Genomic DNA, 21,043 nt, shown 5'->3' with positions numbered 1-21,043 from the left:
TCTATTACTGATTAAAATAAATCTTATGGAGGATATTTCTTTTGACAAGTGATATTTCTTAAAAAAAGGCGGCTATGGCAGAAGCGGCAGCTTTGTTCGTATCCAGTCCCTGGCTCTGTGCATTCTCAGAGGTCAAACATACTTTGCCCATAACCCGAAAATAGACATGATATTTTCAAACATTTTGAAGCAACAATATATACTTTCTGATAATATTATTCAGAAAAATATAAGAAAATAAGATAAAAATGGTAACACGAAGAAATTTTCTAAAGAAGGCAGGACTTGCCACTGCAGGACTAGCTGTAAGCAGCATCGGTTCTGTGAGCGCTTTAAGCGCGGAGAGCCTGAAACGGGTGAATGGCGCTAACGGAAAGATTAACCTTGCCTGTGTTGGTATCGGATATCGTGGCGGCGATATAATCAAAGAATTTGAGAAAACAGGTTTAGCAAATGTAGTCGCTCTGTGTGATGTGGATATGGGAGCTAAACATACTCAGGAAATCATGGGGAAGTTTCCTAAAGCGAAACGATTCAGAGACTTCCGGGAAATGTTCGACAAGATGGGTAATGAAATAGAGGCTGTCTCGGTAGGTACTCCGGATCACTCCCATTTCCCCATTTGTATGATGGCTATGGCCTACGGCAAGCATGTATATGTAGAAAAACCGATGGGACGGACCTTCTACGAAGCTGAATTGATGATGCAGGCCGCTAAGAAATATCCGAATGTAGTTACACAGGTAGGTAACCAGGGTCATTCCGAAGCAAATTATTTCCAGTTTAAAGCATGGAAAGAAGCAGGTATTATAAAGGATGTGACCGAAGTGGTGGCTCATATGAATTCTCCCCGCAGATGGCACGGCTGGGATACAAATATTTATAAATTACCCGAAGGACAGCCGATACCGCAAGGTATGGACTGGGATACATGGCTGATGGCCATACCTTATCACGACTACAGCGATAAATATCATTATGGGAACTGGCGTTGTTGGTACGACTTTGGTATGGGAGCATTAGGGGACTGGGGTGCTCATATATTGGATACAGTACACGAATTCCTTGATCTGGGTTTGCCATACGAAGTGAATCCAATAAAACTGGAAGGGCATAACGATTATTTCTTCCCAATGTCTTCCACCATACAGTTCCGTTTTCCACGACGTGGAGATATGCCCCCATTGGATATTACCTGGTACGATGGTGTAAATAATGTACCTCCTGTACCCGAAGGCTACGGAGTATCTGAACTGGACCCTAATATCCCGACTGTGGCCGGAGGTAAGATACAACCGGCAAAACTAAATCCGGGAAAGATAATTTACTCAAAAGATCTTATCTTCAAAGGAGGATCGCATGGCAGTACATTATCTATTATCCCTGAAGACAAGGCGAAAGAGATGGCTTCGAGATTACCTGAAGTACCTGAGAGTACATCAAATCACTTTGCTAATTTCTTGCTGGCATGTCAGGGTAAAGAGAAAACGCGCTCGCCATTCGAAGTATTCGGTCCGCTTAGTCAGGTATTCTCATTAGGGGTGATGGCTCAGAGGCTGAATGTTCCGATCAAATTTGACCGTAATACAAAAGTTGTCACCAATAATGCATTTGCAAACGATATGCTGGCAGGAGTGCCGCCACGTAAGGGTTGGGAGGATTTTTATAAAATATAATAACGGTCTCAGTCCTGTTTGCTGCTTAGGTAAGCCAAACAACAACAGCTAATTATAATGCCAATATATCATTAAATTCTATCTATTATTTAAAATATTAAAGACATGAAAAAATTATTATTACTGATATCAGTCTCTCTATTTACTATCAGCCTGCCGGCTCAGAATGAAAAACCGAATGTACTGACCGAAACTGAAATACGGGAAGGATGGAAATTGCTATGGGACGGAAAAACCACAGATGGTTGGCGGGGTGCTAAACTCGATGCTTTTCCTCAAAAGGGATGGAGCATAAAAGATGGCGTACTCCGGGTTCATAAGAGTGGCGGGGCTGAATCTGCCAATGGCGGGGATATTGTTACCGTTAAAAAGTATAAGAATTTTATACTGAAAGTCGATTTCAAGATTACCAAAGGAGCAAACAGCGGCGTAAAATATTTTGTTGATTCTGACTTGAATAAAGGTGAAGGGTCAGCTATTGGCTGTGAATTCCAGATATTGGATGATGAAAACCATCCGGATGCCAAATTAGGTGTAAAAGGTAACAGAACACTGGGTTCTTTGTATGACCTTATACCGTCGCAAAGAGGCGCTTCATTTAAGTTTGATATAAATGATTTTAATACGGCGACAGTAATTGTAAAAGGCAATAAAGTCGAACATTGGTTAAACGGGGTAAAGGTTGTGGAATATGAGCGTAATAACCAGATGTTTAATGCCCTTGTTGCTTATAGCAAATATAAAAACTGGCCGAATTTCGGAAATCTTGCCGAAGGCAATATCTTATTGCAGGATCATGGCGATGAGGTATTCTTTAAGAATATAAAAATTAAAGAATTGGAATAAGAAGTTAAAAGTTGAGAAGTATTTAATGTGAATCAATAGTTGAGAATAACTGTGACTTTTTTATCCGATTTTATCTATATAGGGCAGATAACAAGCGTGTTGTCTGGAAAAAAGGTTCAACGAAGATAACTTGCAAAAGGTGTTACCTTTGTTACCTTTTAATAAGTAGTAAGTTATAAATAAAGAGGTACAAGTAGACGAGGTACGAGATACAAGTTGTTGACTGAAGGCTGTTAACTGTTCACTGAAAAAAGTGTTACCTTTATTACCTTTTTGCGCTTTAGCGTCTCTGCGAGAAATACTGTTAACTGATATATCTGTTACCTTTTAACTAAATATAGTTGTGAATATGAAATTAGAATACAGGGTCAGTTGTGAGATAAAAAGCAAATCTGAACTAACAGAATTATTAATTTTTCATTCTTAATTCTTAATTGGTTTCTGTTACTTTTGTTACCTTTTTTAGTTGATAATTGAAACTTGACAGGGGCAGTTAATAAGGTTGAATAGGTTTTATTGCTAACTGCCAACTGTTTTAACCACTGATTCACATTACAAATAAATTTTACTAAAATATGAAGAAGAAAGTATTATTGTTTATTACTGTTATAGCATCTGTTATTTGCGTAAATGCAAACTCCATAGACAAACAGCTGTCAAGTAATATTTCGATAAAGGTTCCCGGTAATAAATCAGTAACATACAAGCTGACAGCCGATAAGGATGGTAATTTGGAGTCAGGATCGGATTTGCCTTTACAGATAAGAAGGAAACTAACATCAGATGGCGATATAGTCCGTGTCACAGTTAGCATTAAAGCAAAAGAAAAGACTTATTACAATTTTAGCCAGGCATATCTGCTCCCTGAAATGAAGCATAGCAATTGCCAGTTCTATATGCCGGGATTCTGGTATCATCGTAATATGCGTTCTCCTAAGGAAGCCCCGTCTTTCCATACAAGCGATAGCTGGCAGGTAAGGGAGGACCGGCTGAGCACTCCTCTTACAGGAATATATAATGAAAAATCAGGAGATTACTATACTATATTAAGGATCGATGAGTTTGCGGACGAGACTATTGCTCAACATGCTTCGGGTGAGGTCATCTTGTCAGGGAAAACATCAATTGGTTATACTGGTTTCCGGAATATTGACGAGAATTCGACTTTGGTATTTGGCTTTCCTTACCACGAAGCACCAAAAGCATATGTCCGCAAACTCACATTGATCCCTCCTGTACAGGCTTTCGAAAAACTCGAAAAAGGTGAAACACGCGATCTTGTATGGGAAGTCAGAAAAGGAAATGTGAAAGATTATTCTGCTTTCGTCTCCGATGTATGGACGTATTCATATGACAGATTTAAGCCTCAGACAGTTGAAACCGGCTATAATGCGGAGTCGGCAAAAAAGGTAATGACCAATTTCTTTTCAGAAAGTTACGTGGATAAGTATGATCTGAAATATTTTTCCGGTGTACATTTGCGTACTGATGACTGTAAAAGTACGAGTTCTGCGGAAGTAGGATTTGTGGGACGTGTCCTGATTAATGCATTCAATGCATTGGAATATGGAGAACAGAATAATCGCCCCGATTTAGTACAGAAGGCCAATGCAGTACTTGATAGTTATTTGACAAACGGGTTTACTCCCAATGGGTTCTTCCGCGAATTTGTAGACTATTCTTATAATGCCGAACCTGACGTTTACAGTATTCGCCGCCAGTCGGAAGGGGTGTTCTCCATTCTGAACTATCTTCAATACGAGAAGAAGAAGGGACGCTCGCACCCGGAGTGGGAGAGCAGGATTAAAAACATACTAGGGAATTTCCTAAAACTACAAGGAGCAGACGGAAGCTTTCCGCGTAAGTTTAATGATAATTTTAATATTACAGATGCTTCGGGAGGCAGTACACCCTCGGCAACATTGCCACTGACTATGGCATATAGCTACTTTAAGGATAAAAACTATCTGGAGAGTGCACGGAAAACAGCTGTTTATCTCGAAAAAGAGTTAATATCCAAATCGGATTATTTCTCATCCACACTCGATGCTAACTGTGAAGATAAAGAAGCCTCGCTTTATGCATCTACAGCTATGTATTACCTGTCTTTCGTAACCAAAGGGAAAGAACGCGAACACTATATCGACCTGTGTAAAGAGTCGGCTTATTTCTGCCTTTCGTGGTATTATATGTGGGATGTACCATTTGCCCAGGGACAAATGCTGGGTGATGTAGGCTTTAAGTCGAGAGGCTGGGGTAATGTCTCGGTTGAAAATAATCATATCGATGTATTTATCTTTGAATTTGCCACTATTCTCGATTGGCTGGCAGTGGAACGGAAAGAGCCTCGTTTCTCTGAATTTTCGTCTGTTATAAAAAGCTCAATGCTCCAATTGATGCCTGTAGAGGGACATATGTTCGATATAGGTAAAGTCGGCTATTATCCCGAAGTTGTACAGCACACTCATTGGGATTACGGGAAGAATGGCAAAGGTTTTTACAATGATATTTTTGCTCCCGGCTGGACTGTCGCATCTCTTTGGCAGATGCTCAGTCCGGAAAGGGTTTCGGATTATTTTAACAAGAAATAATAGTATATAAAGCATATCAGGAGGTATTTATCGATTTGTTTATTTACCTCCTTTTCTTATGCTTTAAAAAAAGTGGTATAGATCGTAATGTCGTGGAGAAGATGGGACCCTTTTTATTCTGTCATACCTACAAATTATTAACAAATAGGGCAAAGGCAAGATCAAAAATCACTATTCATAGGTATTGTGCGACTGGTATACTTAGGCTTATTTTGTATTCTGAAAAAAGAACAGTGTTCACACTTGTATGCAGTGCTTAAAATCAGATATACGAAAGGGTATTCTTACTGAAGCAGAAAAGCTTTTTCTGAATAAGGGGTTTCAGGGAACCTCCATGAGAGAGATCGCCCAAAAGTCTAACGTAGGACTGAGTAATATATATAACTACTTCCATAGTAAAGATGATATTTATCAGGAAATACTGATGCCTGTTATCCGGGATTTATATCATTTATTCTATACACATCATAGCGGGGAACAGGTAACGATGGATGTTTTCACGTCTGTTGAATACCGTAAGCGCGATGTAGAGGATTACATGAAACTAGTTGAGCAGCATCGTGTAGGACTTAAGCTTCTGTTATTTTATTCACAGGGATCGTCTCTCGATTCTTTCAGGGAGCAGCTTACTGATAAAATGACAGTAATAATAGATAATTACTTTAGGGCGATGAAACATAAATATCCACATCTGAATGTAGACATATCTCCATTCTTCCTCCACCTCCAAATATCGTGGACGTTCACGATGTTGGGAGAGCTGGTCACACATCGTATAGAAAAGGAGGATTTGAAACGATTTATAACCGAATATGTTTCTTTTGGAACGGCGGGATGGAAAGAGCTTATGGATGCATAAGCTCTTTTTTTTGACATTTTTTGAATATTGTTCTTTTTTGAGAAGCAAGAGAGTATAATAACCGAGATGAAACCAAAACATATGAAGAATGAAAAAGAAAAGAGGATTAGCCCGCTTATTTGAAATAGCAGGTGAGAAAAAGAACTTATTAATACTGGCTGGTATTTTGTCAGCAGTAAGTGCCTGCTGCATGTTAGTTCCCTTCTTATCTGTTTATAACGTAATAAATGAACTATTGCAAAATGCAGGAGATATTAAAAGTGTAGACAGGGATTATATGATTCAATGGGCGTGGATCGCTTTTGCCGGACTTGTCGGAGGATTACTCCTCCTTTATGCATCCCTGATGTCGTCACATCTGGCTGCATTCCGTATCCTTTACGGATTGCGTATAAAGCTATCGGAACATATTGGCAAATTGTCATTGGGTTATCTTAACAGTACATCTACCGGAACAATAAAAAAGACAATGGAGCAGAATATAGAAAAGATAGAAACATTCATTGCCCATACCATACCGGATTTAGTGAATGTAGCTACAACGGTCATTGTCATGTTCGCGATCTTCTTCTCTTTAAATGGTTGGATGGCTATCGTTTGCCTGTTTTCCATTATACTTGGAATCTCCGTGCAATTTGTAATGATGTTCGGAAAATCGGGCCAGGAGTTTATGAGGACTTATTTTGATACGCAGGAACGGATGAGCGCTTCGGCTGTACAATATGTTAGGGGGATGCCTGTCGTCAAAATTTTCGGACAAAGCGTGCACTCGTTTCGCCAGTTTAATAAAGAGATACAAGCCTATAAAACATATGCATTGAAAGTATGTGACACTTATCAATCAGGAATGGTTATTTTTATGGTGTTGCTTAACTCTATCGCTACTTTTATATTACCAGCCGGACTTTTGATATTAAGCAGGGAACCTTCGAATATCGCTTTTGCCGCGGTTTATTTATTCTTTATCGTATTAGGTCCGGGAGTTGCCTCTCCCTTTTACCGGCTTTCATTCCTGGCACAAAATACTAAAACTATAGATGAAGGAGTTGCCCGTATCGATCGTATATTTGAAGAACCACCTGTTCCTGAAACCTTTGAACCTAAGATACCTGAAAGCTACGGTATAACATTCGAAAACGTTAGTTTCGCTTATGATAACGTCAAAGAAGCTACACGGACAGAGGCTCTGAAAGATATATCTTTCGAAGCGCACGCACATCAGATTACGGCACTGGTAGGACCATCCGGTTCAGGAAAATCTACGGTTGCCAATCTGATCCCCCGGTTCTGGGATGTTCAGAAAGGTGAGATCAAGATTGGCGGTGTGAATATAAAAGACATTCCCTCAGAACACTTGATGGATATAGTGTCTTTTGTATTTCAGGATTCGTTTTTGTTCTTTGATACGCTCTACGAGAATATTCGTGTCGGTAATCCAAATGCGACCGAAGAGCAGGTTGTAACTGCCGCGAAAGCAGCACAATGTGATGAATTTATCCGGCGGTTGCCCGATGGTTATAATACGCTGATCGGAGAAGGAGGCGTTTATCTTTCGGGTGGAGAGGAACAACGTGTCTCTGTAGCCCGTGCCATACTGAAAAACTCTCCTATTCTTGTATTGGATGAGGCAACAGCCTTTGCTGATCCTGAAAACGAACATAAGATGCAGACGGCTATTCAGGAACTGATAAAAGAGAAGACAGTAATTATAATTGCTCACCGCTTATCGTCAATTGTTTCAGCAAATCAGATTATCGTCTTAAAAGAAGGCGAAATTGTGCAACATGGCCTTCATTCGCAATTATCCCAAACGGAAGGGCTTTATAAAAAGATGTGGGATGCATACACTGATGCTTTTCAATGGACATTAGTAAAATAAGGAGATAAAATAATGAATAGTACGATCAAAAACATAACAATAGGCCAGCCCGAACGTTTAAAAAAGCCTGTCGGTTATACAATATTGGCAAATCTGGTAAATGTCGTTCCATTCATGCTTTCTATCGAAGCTGTTAACATAATCTTCAGGTCTTTCGATGGCAGTAATGCAGGATTGGATGCACAACGCCTCTGGATTATAATTGGATTTTTGGCCGTTTATATGCTGATAATGGCCTGGGCTGAGAGGTTATCGTATAGGCATAACTTCCGGGGTGCTTATGAAATGAGCGCAGACGGGCGGATTAACTTAGCAGAGCATCTTCGGAAGCTTTCTCTAGGCACTCTTTCCAAACGCGATCCGGGAGATTTATCATCGATGATGATTACAGACTTTACAATGGCAGAAACCGGTATTTCGCACCACTTGCCGCAGTTAATGGGGGCTTTGATAATGCCTATCCTGGCTTTCTTTTCATTGCTATGGATAGACTGGCGAATGTCACTTGCAATGTTTATTGCATTACCGTTTGCCATACTGGTCCTTATTCTGAGTTCAAGAGTTCAGATGTCGCTCAGTGGAAAGCAGATTTCAGCTAAGATCAATGCCGGAAATCGTTTCGAAGAATATTTGCAGGGTATCCGTGTCATGAAGGCTTATAATCTGCTGGGAGATAAGTTTGTGCGCTTACGTGATGCACTTTATAACTTAATGAAAACCAGTATGCGGCAGGAAGCTATCATAGGGCCATTTGTTTTACTATCGGTAACTATTGTCCGTGCAGGCCTGACTTTAATGATCCTTTGTGGAAGTTATCTGCTGATTGGCGGCGAACTGTCTTTGCTTACATTCGTCATGTTTCTTATTGTCGGTTCCCGGGTATTTGATCCTCTTACTTCAGCTCTTACAAATTTTGCCGAATTCCGTTATTTCTCTATTGCGGGAGGACGGATTCTTGACCTGATGAAAGAGCCAGAGATGCAAGGCTCGGAGGCTGCTCCGGAGAGTGGTGATATCAGATTGGAACATGTTTCGTTCGGATATGCGGATAAAGAAGTCTTACGCGACATATCGGTTACTATGAAACAAGGTTCGTTAACGGCGTTGGTAGGCCCGTCAGGAAGTGGGAAAAGTACCCTGATGAAAATTTGCGCACGCTTTTATGACCCACAGAAAGGGAAGGTATTTTTCAATGGAGCAGATATGGCCCGAATAGATCCGGAAGCTTTAATGAAACATATCTCAATGGTATTTCAGAATGTGTATCTATTTGAAGATACGATTAAAAACAATATTGGTTTTGGCAAATCGGGCGCTACAGAAGAGGAGATTGTTCTGGCAGCAAAGAAAGCTTGTTGCCACGATTTTATTATGCGCCTGCCCAAAGGATATGATACGATGGTGGGAGAAGGAGGGTGCACTTTATCGGGAGGTGAGAAGCAGCGTGTTTCCATTGCGCGGGCTATCCTGAAAAATGCACCGGTAGTATTGCTCGATGAGGCTACGGCTTCGCTCGATCCTGAAAATGAGATAGACGTACAGAAAGCTATTAACAGCCTGATTGCAGGACGTACAGTTATTGTAATTGCACATCGTCTGAAAACCATCAAAAGTGCTGATACTATAATTGTAATGGAAGAAGGTCGTATTGTGGAACAAGGCTCACATGAGGAACTGATCTCTAAAAATGGTCTCTATTACAAGCTATGGACAATACAGGAAAAAACACTAGGGTGGAAATTGTAGCTGGAAATATTTTTTCTCTGAAAATATATTGTTATGAGAGGGTCGTCCCTGAATGCCATTACACTATCTTTCCAGGTACCACTTATATGTATTTGTTTCGTTTATATTATATATTGCTTTTTGATTATTGAAATCCAGCTTGTGTTCGATTTTTCAAATATCTTTTCAAATTTAGGGCTGATTAAATCTTTTCAATTAAGTTTGAAAAACTCGTTTTTTTGATGCTAAGCTAATTCCGGAGAGAAATTTGATTCGTGATTTTGATTCGTGAATGTTTTTCTCTAGTCCATCCTTACCTACACAAGAAATTAAAGTTAATCTTTTGGAGACTTATATAATTATATATTCAAATTATTATCTTTACTCTTATTTTTGAATTTAATGGTTCATAAATGCGAAAGATACTTCTACTAGCACTAATACTATCTCTATTCTTGTCGAAAATAAATGTGTTTGCTCAGATAAATGATCAATCTCATTATTCGGGTCTGACATTTATTGCCCACACTAAAAATCAGGATGAGCGTACAGGGTTAAATCTGACGACAAAGAGAGCTATGAAATATTCGGAAGAAGGGTTCTCTTTAGAATTTGACTTGAAGTTGAGAGAAGAACTTCATACTTATGGCTATGTTTGTCGTATTGTCTCAAATAATTCGGAAAGTTTTGATATTATCTCTCACTTGTTGGAGTCAAATCTGAGATTTTTACTGACAAAAGCAGATAAGGTCATTGAAACGTCATCTATCCGTGACTCTATCGGAATAGTTAAAGATAAGTGGCTTAAGGTAAAGTTATCTTTTAACAAGGAGAATATTAAAATTCTGATTGATAATAATAAACAAACTATAGAACAACCATTAATTAATTTTGCCGATATAAAAATATATTTCGGGGCAAATAAGGATACTCATTTTTATACGAATGATGTACCTCCTATGACGATCCGGAATATTGTAATCAGAGATAGTAAGAATGTAGTAAAACACAAATGGGAACTCTCTACACATAATAGAAATGAAGTATATGATGAAATAACGAAAGAGCAGGCAATTGCTGATAATCCCATTTGGGAAATAGATAAACATACCCAATGGAGTAAAGTTGCATCTTTTACCTTAAATACCAATGGCACAAATGTTAATCCTCTTCCTCAGCTAGCTTATGATTCGATCCTGGGAAGAGTTTTTATTGTTACACGAGACAGAATATATACATATCATATAGATAATAACCAGACAGATACTATAAAACCTCAAAGAGGATATCCTTATTTCAGAGTAGGTTCTTCGAGTCAATTGGTGTTTGATAGTAAACATAATAAACTCATTTCTTATAACCCGGATTTACCAAAACTGAATTTTTATGATTTCGAAAAAAATGAGTGGAGCGAACAATCTATTGTAGAGATAGATACCCGGCAGCATCACAACAGATTTATAGATTATAAGAATGATCGGTTGGTTGTTTTCGGAGGATATGGAATTCATCGATACAATGCACAATTATCCATGATAGGGATTAATGATACTGCGAAATGGCATATAGAATCCCTTGATTCTGTTGTCCAGCCCCGCTATCTGAGTGCTCTATGTAACCTTGACGAGAAGAACTTCCTGGTTTTAGGTGGATATGGAAGCGTATCCGGAAAGCAAGAAGAATCTCCGAGGAATTATTACGATCTCTATAAAATGAACATCAACACAAAAGAATATATTCGCCTGTGGTCTTTTCTTAACGATAAGAATCATTACACGTTTAGTAATTCTATGGTCGCCGACATTGACGCAAACAAAATATATGCTCTGACATATAATAATGACAGATATTATTCGTCTCTGTATTTATCTGCTTTTGATATAAATACAGAAAATCCGTCGATGCAGGTACTGAGTGATTCTATCAAATATAATTTTCTGGATATTAAGTCTTATTGTGATTTATTCTTATATAGAAAGACGTCTTCACTCTATGCATTAGTGCAACAGGAACTTGCATCAGGAGAATCTACTGTTATAGAAATATATTCATTGGCATTTCCTCCTTTATCCAAAGACTATATTCATACTTATGAAGCGTCTAAAAAAGGCAGTAATTCTCCTGTCTTTTCGCTTGTTATAGTTATTGCTATTATTTCTGTTTTATTTATAGTCATATTTTATTATAGAAAAAAGAGGATGGGAGAGGTGGCGGTACCAGAAGAGGATATAGACTATCAACATAGACCGAGAAAAGAGAGGTCAAGTGTAATGTTTCAAAAATCAGCTGTTTATCTCTTGGGCGGCTTCCGCATCTATGATAGAAATGGCGAGAATATTACCGGTGAATTTTCACCTACTATCAAGCAAATAATGGTTTATCTTCTTTTAAATTCCATTAAGAATGACAAAGGTACCACTTCTCAGAGACTGGATGAAACCTTTTGGTTTGGTATGGATAAAGATAGTGCGTCGAATAATAGACGTGTAAATATAAGGAAGCTCAGACTGTTGTTGCAGGACATTGGTAATATTGAGATAATTAATAAAAATAGTTATTGGTATCTGAACATAGGAGATAATACAACTTGTGATTATAGTGAAATTTCTCTGCTTCTGGATCAGTTACAGAAGAATCCTTTTGATAAGGGTATAATTAGCCAAATTGTAGACATTGCATCTTCCGGACCTTTACTACCTAATATAAATACAGAATGGGCAGATGATTTTAAATCAGAATTCTCTACTAAATTGGTAAATGCATTACTCGAAGTAATTAATGGGCATGAGATGGCAGATGATCCTAAATTGTTACTTAAAATATCAGATGTTATACTTATCCATGATAATATAGATGAAGATGCTATCCGCATTAAATGTAAAGTCCTGTACCAGATGAAACAAAAAGGATTATCGAAGCAAAGCTATGATAAATTCTGTGGAGACTATGTACGCTTGCTGAATACAAAACCGGACTTCTCTTATGAAGATATTATAAGCAGTTTAACGAAGAATTAATGAGAGATTAATGGTGTTTCTCTTATTGTCTAATCAAAGAATCGATACATTTTTAATTGTTTTTTTGTCATTGGTTATTAGCTGTTTGTGAAATATTGACAAAAATGTTTACCATGTGTTAATGCTCGATTAACGCAGGATTAACTCCATCCATTTTATATTTGATGCAGGAATGTATAGTCCCCCTATTGCTGAATAATTCATACCCGGGAGATTGAATATTGAGCATAGTTATGGAAATCTGAACCTGAAAAAATAAAAGACTTTTTTAATTAATACTACAACTATGAAAACAAGGAAGCGTGTAAAAAAATCCCAAAAAACAATTTTGAGATTTCTTTCTTTATTGATAGGTATTACTCTTTCTATTAGCTTGGTTATGGCGCAGACCAGGCCCGCCGTATCGGGAAAAGTAACAGACGATAAAGGAGAACCTATAATAGGGGCATCGGTGACATCCCCTATAAAGAGTACAATGACCGATGTTGACGGTACATTTTCACTTGATATACCTATCGGGACAGAAATTGAAGTTACTTATCTTGGCTTTAAATCTTATAAGATAAAGGTGAGTGATGCTAATTATTTAGATATAAGATTAGAAGAAGATAATGTAAAGTTAGATGATATTGTTGTTGTCGGCTATGGAGTTCAAAAGAAAGAAAGTCTCACCGGAGCTATTTCGAACATCAAATCGGATGAAATAATTAAAACTAAATCTCCGAGTCTGGCTCAATCTATACAAGGCAAAGTATCCGGCCTTAGAATAAGGCAGCAAGATGGCGAACCGGGACAATTCAGATCTGATATCAATGTCAGGGGATTAGGAACACCATTATTTATAATTGATGGAATTGTTCGCGATGGTGCGGACGCTTTTCAGCGATTAAATCCTGAAGATATTGAAAGTATCTCTTTCCTAAAAGATGGTACAGCGGCTATATATGGTATGAACTCGGCGAATGGAGCTATTATAGTGACAACGAAAAGAGGAGCAAAAGGAAAAACAAAAATAACATTATCGTCAAATATAGGAATATCAAAGCCTACCGATATTCCCAAAATGACAAATGCCGCACAATATATGGAAATGAGAAATGATGCTGCAATATTAGGTGAGGGTAATCCCCTGGTGACCAAAGAAGAACTTGCCTTGTGGAAACAGGGAGCTCCCGGATATGAAAGTGCCAACTTATATGATGATGTTTTCAGAAAATACTCTGTGCAGCATCAGCATACTATTTCAATGCAAGGCGGATCTGATAATGTATCGTATTTCGGAAGTCTCGGATATGCCCGTGACGAAAGTTTATTGAAATCGAAAGACCTGAATTATGATAAATATACATTTCGTTCCAATGCGGATATAAAGATAACTAACGGACTGGTGGCAGGAATAAATCTTTCGGGAAGATGGGATAAAACCAGTCAGCCATGGAACTCATTCTTCGAAATATTTAAGCAAACCCGTATAAATGTGCCTACATATCCGGCTTATGCCAATAATAATCCGGATTATCTGGCTACCCAGGAAATGGGCTTTAATCCGATAGCATTGGCTGATTCCGATCTAACAGGATACCACACTTATCATAATAAGAATTTTCAATCCACATTTTCTCTGAAATATGATCTTCCTTTCGTACAAGGATTATCTATAAAAGGACAATTAGGATATGACTATAATCAACAAAAACATAAAGGTATAAGAAAGAAATACTCTACATATACTTATTCTGCAGATAATGATGAATACATGGAAAATGTATATAATAATCCATCATTGATACAAGTAGGAAATAACGAAGCAAACCGGTTGGATTTACAGGCGCAAATAAACTATGCCCGTACGTTTAATACTATACATAATGTAAGTGGGACTCTTGTGTATGAAAGAAAACAGGAGAAAAATGACTGGTCTAATATAGAACGTAAATATGATCTTTATACATATGACGAAATTGATTATGCAGGAATAAAAGATCAACTGTCGAGTGGTATGTCAAACGAATCCGCATTCATTTCTTATGTCGGACGCTTCAACTATGATTTTATGGGTAAATATCTTCTTGAACTGGCATTCAGGTATGATGGCTCTTACAGATATGCACCGGATAGCCGATGGGCATTTTTTCCAATGGGATCTATAGGATGGCGTGCTTCGGAAGAGAAATTTATAAAAGATAAGTTCGACTTTGTAGATAATCTTAAATTCAGGGCTTCTTATGGAAAATCGGGACAGGATGCCGGTGACGCTTTCCAATATATACCGGGATACAATCTGAATGTAGGTATATATGAATTTACTGACGGTACAGCCCTATCAGGAATCGGCTCACCATCTATAACCAACCCGAATCTTACATGGTACAGGGCAAAACTATTTGATATCGGTTTAGATCTATCTCTGTTCAATGGCTTGTTCTCAATGGAGTTAGACTTGTACCGACGAGATAGAACCGGGCTGTTGGCCACGCGTACAGTGTCACTTCCGAATACTTATGGTGCAAGTTTACCTCAGGAGAACTTGAATAGTGATATCACTCAAGGGATAGACTTTACGTTGGGACATCGTAATAAAATCGGAGATTTCTCTTATAGTATAAAAGGAAATATGAACCTTGCCCGTACAAAAATGAATTATGTAGAAAGAGGGCCATTCGTAAGTAGTTGGGACCGTTGGCGGAACCAGACTTCTAACCGTTGGAATGATTTCGTCTGGGGGTATGAAACTATTGGCCAATTTACCAATTCTGAGCAAATAAGGAATTATGGAGTGGTTCAATCTGGAGAAATGGGAAATAGCAAAGAACTGCCAGGTGATTATATCTTTAGGGATGTGAATGGTGATGGTATTATAGACGATAATGATAAAACACCGGCTTTCTGGTCAGGGACTCCTCTCATTCATTACGGCCTCACGTTAGAAGCGTCATGGAAAAACTTCGATATCTATGCACTATTTCAGGGTGCGGGCATGTATACAGTCCAGTTTAGTGAAGTATATGCTGAGATTCTATGGTCGAAAGGAGCCAATACTCCGGCGTATTTTTATGACAGATGGCACAAAGAAGATCCTTACGATTCGGATAGCCGCTGGATTGCAGGAGAATGGCCGGCATCCCGTCTGATACAGGATGTAGGGGCTTTGTATAAAGACAACAGTGATATATGGCGTAGAAATGCATCATATCTGAGATTAAAAACTTTGGAACTGGGATATACTTTACCAAACTCTGTGATGAAAAAAATTGGAATTGATAATGTCCGTCTTTATGTGAATGGATATAACCTGTTTACGTTCGCTGACTCGTTCGTTAAACCTTTCGATCCGGAAAGGATAGAGGGCTCTTATAATGCAGGGATGAACTATCCGTTAATGAAAAGTTTCAATTTCGGCTTTACTGCTAACTTCTAAATATAATAACTATGAAACAGATATATAAATCAATATTATTTTTAAGCCTGATCTTTTGGATTACGGCTTGTACAGACATTCTGGATGTGGAACCAAATAATAAAGTCCCTGCAGATAAAGTGCTGGATTCGGAGGAAGGTATAGCTATGCATATGGCTAATTTATATGGACGTCTGCCTATCGAAGACTTTTCATATGCCATCGACAAAGGTTTTAGCCTGGGTATAGGCAATACAGATCCCAACAATGGAGGCCGTTCGGCTGCTCATGCCTGCGACGAAGCCATGCACTCCGAATTTAATGATGATGTAGACGAAGGTTTCGATTTTTGGGAAGGATATATAGATGATAAAGGTACATACAAATCCTGGAGAGGAATTTATACATTAATACGGGATATTAACAGCTTGATTGAGACAATTCCGGCCCTGACCAAAGTTTCGGAAGATAAAAAGAGAACGTTAGAGGGTGAGGCAGCATTTCTGCGGGCATTTACTTATTATGCTTTGGCTAAACGCTATGGTGGAGTACCTCTGATTAAAGAAGTACAGGTATATGATGGTGATGTTGAGGCACTGAAAGTTCCCCGTAGCACAGAAAAAGATACATGGGACTTTATTCTGAGTGAATGTGATATGGCTGCAGCGAAGTTGACAGACTCTCCTTCCGATACCCGCCGGGCGAATAAGTGGGTTGCTTTGGCTTTAAAATCAAGAGCTGCACTCCATGCTGCTTCGGTTGCTAAATTTACCCATGCTCCCTATGTCAGTATTTCGGGCCCAGCAGTAGAACAGAAGTTAGCAGGGATTGATTCATCTGAAGCTGACAGATATTACAAAGAGTGTATTAATGCTTCTGATGAAATAATGAAAAGTGGTAATTATGAATTGTACGGAGCGAATCCGTCGACAAAAGAGGATGCTATAAATTCCTACCAACAGATGTTTGAGAATCCTAACAATGTTTTATCAGGAATAAAAGAACCTATGTTTATCAAAGGTTATACATCAGGTACTGTATTAGCCCATAATTATGATATCTGGTACCGTCCTAACCAGACAGCTAGCGGATGGCCTCATCCCGGAAGAATGAATCCGACTCTCGATTTGGTAGATGCATATGAAGATTATACTGATGACGGGCAAGGTTTGAGTAGTCTGATAAAAACACGGGTGGATGGTAATGAAAGCACTTATGGCGGTTTTGATAGAAGTGCGAGTTACTATTCTTTTCCTATAGATAAGCCATACGAAATCTTTGAAAATAAAGATGCCCGGCTATGGGCAACCATGATACTTCCGGGTACTGAATGGAAAAACAAGACTATTATCATACAAGGAGGTATTGTAAAACCCGATGGTTCGTTCATTTTCCGTACCGATGCGAGTGTAAAAGGACTTGATGGTAAGACATATTATACTTATGGGTCCGATAATGCAAATCAATATTCCGGATTTAGTCCGGTTGGTGGAAATTATACCAGATCGGGATTCTTATTAAGAAAATTCCTTCAGGAAAAAGAAGATGTTACTCCTGAGTGGAATAAGGGTTCTAACGACTGGATAGAGTTCCGCTATGCAGAAGTCCTTCTTAATTATGCAGAGGCTGTTGCTGAACACTCTTCTCCTACATTGGAGGAGCAGACAAAAGGCAAAAAAGCATTAAATGATATCCGTAAGAGAGCTGCTCATAAAGATGAAATAGTATTGACTGTAGATAATGTCCGTAAAGAAAGATTTATTGAATTTGCTTTTGAAAACAAACGCAGATGGGATCTGACTCGATGGAGAACTTACCATAAGTTGTTTGAAAACAGGATGAAACACTCTTTAGTACCATTTCTCGACCTGAGAGAAGCTACTCCTAAATATATATTCGTAAGAATGAATCCTCCGGGATATAATAATCAGACATATAACTACTCACGGTATTACCGACAAATACCGGGCATAGGAAGTAACGGACTTGTACAGAATCCATAAAAAACACTCTTTAATATAGAATATTATGAAAAAGAATTTGACAATAATTGCCATGCTGGTGCTTTTCGGAATCTTTTCTTCCTGTGAAAAAGATAATCTCGATTACGCCCCGGATGCATCCTTTTCAGGAGAAATCAGAGACCTTGAAACCGGAGAATTAGTGCAGCAGGATATTCTGGAAGGCGCGAAAATTTATTTTATTGAACTGGGCTGGAATAATCCTCCGGTGCAATCGATGGTGTTCAAAAATGACGGGACTTTTCAGAATAATCTTATGTTCTCGGGTGATTATAAGATTATAATGAATAAAGGGAACTATATTCCGCAGGATACAATAAGATATCAAATGAAAAAAGGGGCGAATACCCATACATTCGAAGTTATACCGTATATAAGAATTACTGATACTGATATTAAATTTAGAGATGGGAAAATTGTCGCGAAATTCAAAATGCAACAGACTACATCGGAGCCTGTTAAGGCGATTTCCTTATTTGCCCATCCGGATATATCTGTGGGATATCGTATACAAACGGCGAGTGTAACATACGAATTAAATACGATTGCGGAAGATGTAGAATATGAGATTGTTATGGATATAAATAATTATAATAAAATATCCACGGGCAATAGCTATTATTTCCGTATAGGTGCATTAAGTGGCGCGTCGGAGGCTAAATATAATTATGCTCCTGCGGTGAATGTTGATTTGTAATCTTTGCAGAGTGCAAGCTAATAAATAAAACATGAAAAAAATATCTCAAAATATTTTTCGGATTATATCCCTTTCTTTCATTCTGGGGATTGTAGTAAGTTGTTCAGATAAAGAGGTTATAAGTAAAGAACCGGTTGATTATGTGAATCCGTATATAGGAAATATAAGTCATCTGTTAGTTCCTGCTTATCCTACCATCCATCTTCCGAACAGTATGCTAAGGGTATATCCGGAAAGGGAAGATTATACCGGAAATAAAATAAAAGGCTTGCCAGTGATAGTTACAAGTCATAGAGGAAATTCGGCATTTTCCATAAGTCCGTTTGCCGGGGACAAGCAATTATCTTCGGTTATTCCGCTGGAATACGATAATGAAGTGATTAAGCCATATTTCTATCGGGTATTTCTGAATGAGGATAATATCGATGTGGAATATGTACCATCGTATCAGTCTGCAATATATAAATTTCAGTTTAGTGAGGGCGCTCCGTCCTTTGTGATAAATAGTAAGAATGGTATATTGAAAGCGAATGGAAATTCAGTATCTGGTTATCAGCAAATAGGAGATTTTCCAACAAAAGTCTATCTGTATCTCGAAACGGATATTGATCCTGAACGGATAGATCCCTTTGATGATAAAACGGAGGATAGTTCTTGTCTTGTAATGAGATTTACAGAGAATTCACGACAAATACATATTCGTTATGGTATATCCTTTATAAGTGAAGAGCAGGCTAAAAAGAATCTTTACCGGGAAGTGAAAAATGCCAGCTTTGATGAAGTCAAAGAACAAGGGCGGGCTATATGGAATGAGACACTGAGTAAAATAAAAGTCGAAGGGGACTGTGAAGATGCTAAAGCAGTGTTTTATACATCTCTTTACCGCACTTATGAACGAATGATCTGTATCTCTGAAGATGGGATGTATTATAGTTCGTTTGATGATAAGGTGCATGGCGATAATGGTATACCATTTTATACTGATGACTGGATTTGGGATACATACCGTGCCACACATCCTCTGAGAGTTATCATAGAACCCGAAAAGGAAGTTCAGATGATTAATTCATTTGTCCGTATGGCTGAACAGATGGATAATTTTTGGATGCCAACTTTTCCTGAAATTACTGGTGATAGTCGCAGGATGAATTCAAATCACGGAGTGGCAACAGTCATCGATGCTTATGTAAAAGGGCTTAAAGGATTTAATCTCGAATTGGCTTATGATGCATGCAAGAGGGGTATTACTGAAAAAACACTTATTCCATGGTCAGGAGATAAGGCCGGAGTGTTAGATGATTTCTATAAAAAGAACGGTTATTTTCCGGCCTTAAGAGACGGTGAGATAGAATCGGTTGCCAATGTGAATAATTTTGAAAAAAGGCAGCCTGTCGCAGTCACTTTAGGTACAGTGTATGACGAATGGTGCCTTTCCCAGATTGCAAAACATATAGGCAAAAAGGATGACTATTCTCATTTTCTGAAAAGAAGCCTGAACTATCATAAGTTGTTTAATCCGGATACTAAATTCTTCCATCCTAAAGATATGAATGGAAGCTATATTAAACCGTTCGATTACAGGTACTCGGGAGGACAAGGTGCCCGTGATTATTATGGAGAAAACAATGGATGGGTATATCGGTGGGACGTGCCTCATAATATTGCTGATCTGGTTAACTTAATGGGGGGAGATGCTCTATTTGTTGAAGAACTGGAGAAGATGTACGATACGCCATTGGGCAAAAGCAAATTTGATTTTTATGCACAGCTACCCGATCATACGGGGAACGTTGGCCAATTTTCGATGGCTAATGAACCTAGCCTTCATATCCCATATCTATATAATTATGCAGGACAGCCCTGGAGAACCCAGAAAAGAATCAGGAATCTGTTGGATCAGTGGTTCAGAAACGATCTTATGGGTGTTCCCGGTGATGAAGACGGAGGCGGAATGACTGCTTTTGTTGTATTCTCCCAACTCGGATTTTATCCGGTAACTCCCGGCTTACCAATGTATGTCATAGGAAGTCCGACCTTCGAAAAAGCAAGTATAAAATTGGGAGAGGGTAAGACATTTGATATTATATGTAGTAATTATTCACCAGAGAATAAATATATACAATCTGCAAAGCTGAACGGTGTCGATTGGAATAAATCCTGGTTTACTCATGAAGACCTAATAAAAGGTGGAAAACTGGAGTTTGTAATGGGAAACAGACCCAATAAGCAATGGGCTTCGGATAAGGCTTCTATTCCTCCATCCTTTGAAATGAACGGAGATTAAAAACAGATATTCTCATAATCATTGTTGTTGAGATTACTGATTTGATTAATA

10 protein-coding genes and 1 pseudogene are annotated in these 21,043 nt (G+C 38.4%); all 11 read left to right on the top strand.

From position 1 onward, the window contains the following. Positions 1-248 precede the first annotated feature (248 nt). The 11 genes and pseudogenes from B3317_RS16515 to B3317_RS16465 all read left to right on the top strand — a co-directional run bounded on the left by B3317_RS16515 (position 249) and on the right by B3317_RS16465 (position 20,992). The gene (locus B3317_RS16515) at positions 249-1,676 is read left to right on the top strand and encodes a Gfo/Idh/MocA family oxidoreductase (RefSeq protein ID WP_291113654.1); all 1,428 of its coding nucleotides are present in this window, start codon (positions 249-251) and stop codon (positions 1,674-1,676) included. A 195-nt stretch (positions 1,677-1,871) separates the two neighbouring features. Beyond that, positions 1,872-2,522 (top strand): annotated as a pseudogene (locus B3317_RS16510) (3-keto-disaccharide hydrolase); the annotation flags it as partial. Positions 2,523-3,097: 575 nt separating this feature from the next. Further along, positions 3,098-5,113 (top strand): hypothetical protein, encoded by a 2,016-nt coding sequence (locus tag B3317_RS16505; RefSeq protein WP_291113647.1) that lies wholly within the window; start codon positions 3,098-3,100, stop codon positions 5,111-5,113. Positions 5,114-5,360: 247 nt separating this feature from the next. Continuing rightward, complete coding sequence (locus B3317_RS16500) at positions 5,361-5,972, top strand: TetR/AcrR family transcriptional regulator (RefSeq protein WP_291113644.1); 612 nt, start codon at positions 5,361-5,363, stop codon at positions 5,970-5,972. An 88-nt stretch (positions 5,973-6,060) separates the two neighbouring features. Then, complete coding sequence (locus B3317_RS16495) at positions 6,061-7,851, top strand: ABC transporter ATP-binding protein (protein ID WP_291113641.1); 1,791 nt, start codon at positions 6,061-6,063, stop codon at positions 7,849-7,851. Between the two features lie 12 nt (positions 7,852-7,863). Further along, positions 7,864-9,597 (top strand): ABC transporter ATP-binding protein, encoded by a 1,734-nt coding sequence (locus tag B3317_RS16490; protein WP_291113638.1) that lies wholly within the window; start codon positions 7,864-7,866, stop codon positions 9,595-9,597. 392 nt (positions 9,598-9,989) lie between these two features. Further along, positions 9,990-12,593 carry a hypothetical protein gene (locus B3317_RS16485; RefSeq protein ID WP_291113635.1) on the top strand — a complete coding sequence of 868 codons (2,604 nt, stop codon included), beginning with the start codon at positions 9,990-9,992 and terminating at the stop codon, positions 12,591-12,593. A gap of 286 nt (positions 12,594-12,879) precedes the next feature. Beyond that, positions 12,880-16,011 carry a SusC/RagA family TonB-linked outer membrane protein gene (locus tag B3317_RS16480; RefSeq protein ID WP_291113632.1) on the top strand — a complete coding sequence of 1,044 codons (3,132 nt, stop codon included), beginning with the start codon at positions 12,880-12,882 and terminating at the stop codon, positions 16,009-16,011. An 11-nt stretch (positions 16,012-16,022) separates the two neighbouring features. After that, positions 16,023-17,993 (top strand): RagB/SusD family nutrient uptake outer membrane protein, encoded by a 1,971-nt coding sequence (locus B3317_RS16475; RefSeq protein WP_291113629.1) that lies wholly within the window; start codon positions 16,023-16,025, stop codon positions 17,991-17,993. A gap of 25 nt (positions 17,994-18,018) precedes the next feature. After that, positions 18,019-18,708, top strand: coding sequence for a DUF3823 domain-containing protein (locus B3317_RS16470; protein ID WP_135107422.1), 690 nt, complete (start codon positions 18,019-18,021; stop codon positions 18,706-18,708). Between the two features lie 31 nt (positions 18,709-18,739). Further along, entirely contained in the window at positions 18,740-20,992 is a 2,253-nt protein-coding gene (locus B3317_RS16465; RefSeq protein WP_291113626.1) for a GH92 family glycosyl hydrolase, read from the top strand. The last annotated feature ends 51 nt before the right edge of the window (positions 20,993-21,043 follow it).

The organism is Dysgonomonas sp. UBA7710, assembly GCF_002482385.1.
In the GTDB taxonomy this organism is placed as follows: domain Bacteria; phylum Bacteroidota; class Bacteroidia; order Bacteroidales; family Dysgonomonadaceae; genus Dysgonomonas.
Note: the sequence above shows the minus strand (reverse complement) of the source record. Positions and strands in the feature narration are given on the sequence as shown.

Bases quoted from the DNA above. Each gene is read 5' to 3' on its own strand.
- B3317_RS16515 (WP_291113654.1), top strand. From the start codon at position 249: ATGGTAACACGAAGAAATTTTCTAAAGAAGGCAGGACTTGCCACTGCA.
- B3317_RS16505 (WP_291113647.1), top strand. From the start codon at position 3,098: ATGAAGAAGAAAGTATTATTGTTTATTACTGTTATAGCATCTGTTATT.
- B3317_RS16500 (WP_291113644.1), top strand. From the start codon at position 5,361: ATGCAGTGCTTAAAATCAGATATACGAAAGGGTATTCTTACTGAAGCA.
- B3317_RS16495 (WP_291113641.1), top strand. From the start codon at position 6,061: ATGAAAAAGAAAAGAGGATTAGCCCGCTTATTTGAAATAGCAGGTGAG.
- B3317_RS16490 (WP_291113638.1), top strand. From the start codon at position 7,864: ATGAATAGTACGATCAAAAACATAACAATAGGCCAGCCCGAACGTTTA.
- B3317_RS16485 (WP_291113635.1), top strand. From the start codon at position 9,990: ATGCGAAAGATACTTCTACTAGCACTAATACTATCTCTATTCTTGTCG.
- B3317_RS16480 (WP_291113632.1), top strand. From the start codon at position 12,880: ATGAAAACAAGGAAGCGTGTAAAAAAATCCCAAAAAACAATTTTGAGA.
- B3317_RS16475 (WP_291113629.1), top strand. From the start codon at position 16,023: ATGAAACAGATATATAAATCAATATTATTTTTAAGCCTGATCTTTTGG.
- B3317_RS16470 (WP_135107422.1), top strand. From the start codon at position 18,019: ATGAAAAAGAATTTGACAATAATTGCCATGCTGGTGCTTTTCGGAATC.
- B3317_RS16465 (WP_291113626.1), top strand. From the start codon at position 18,740: ATGAAAAAAATATCTCAAAATATTTTTCGGATTATATCCCTTTCTTTC.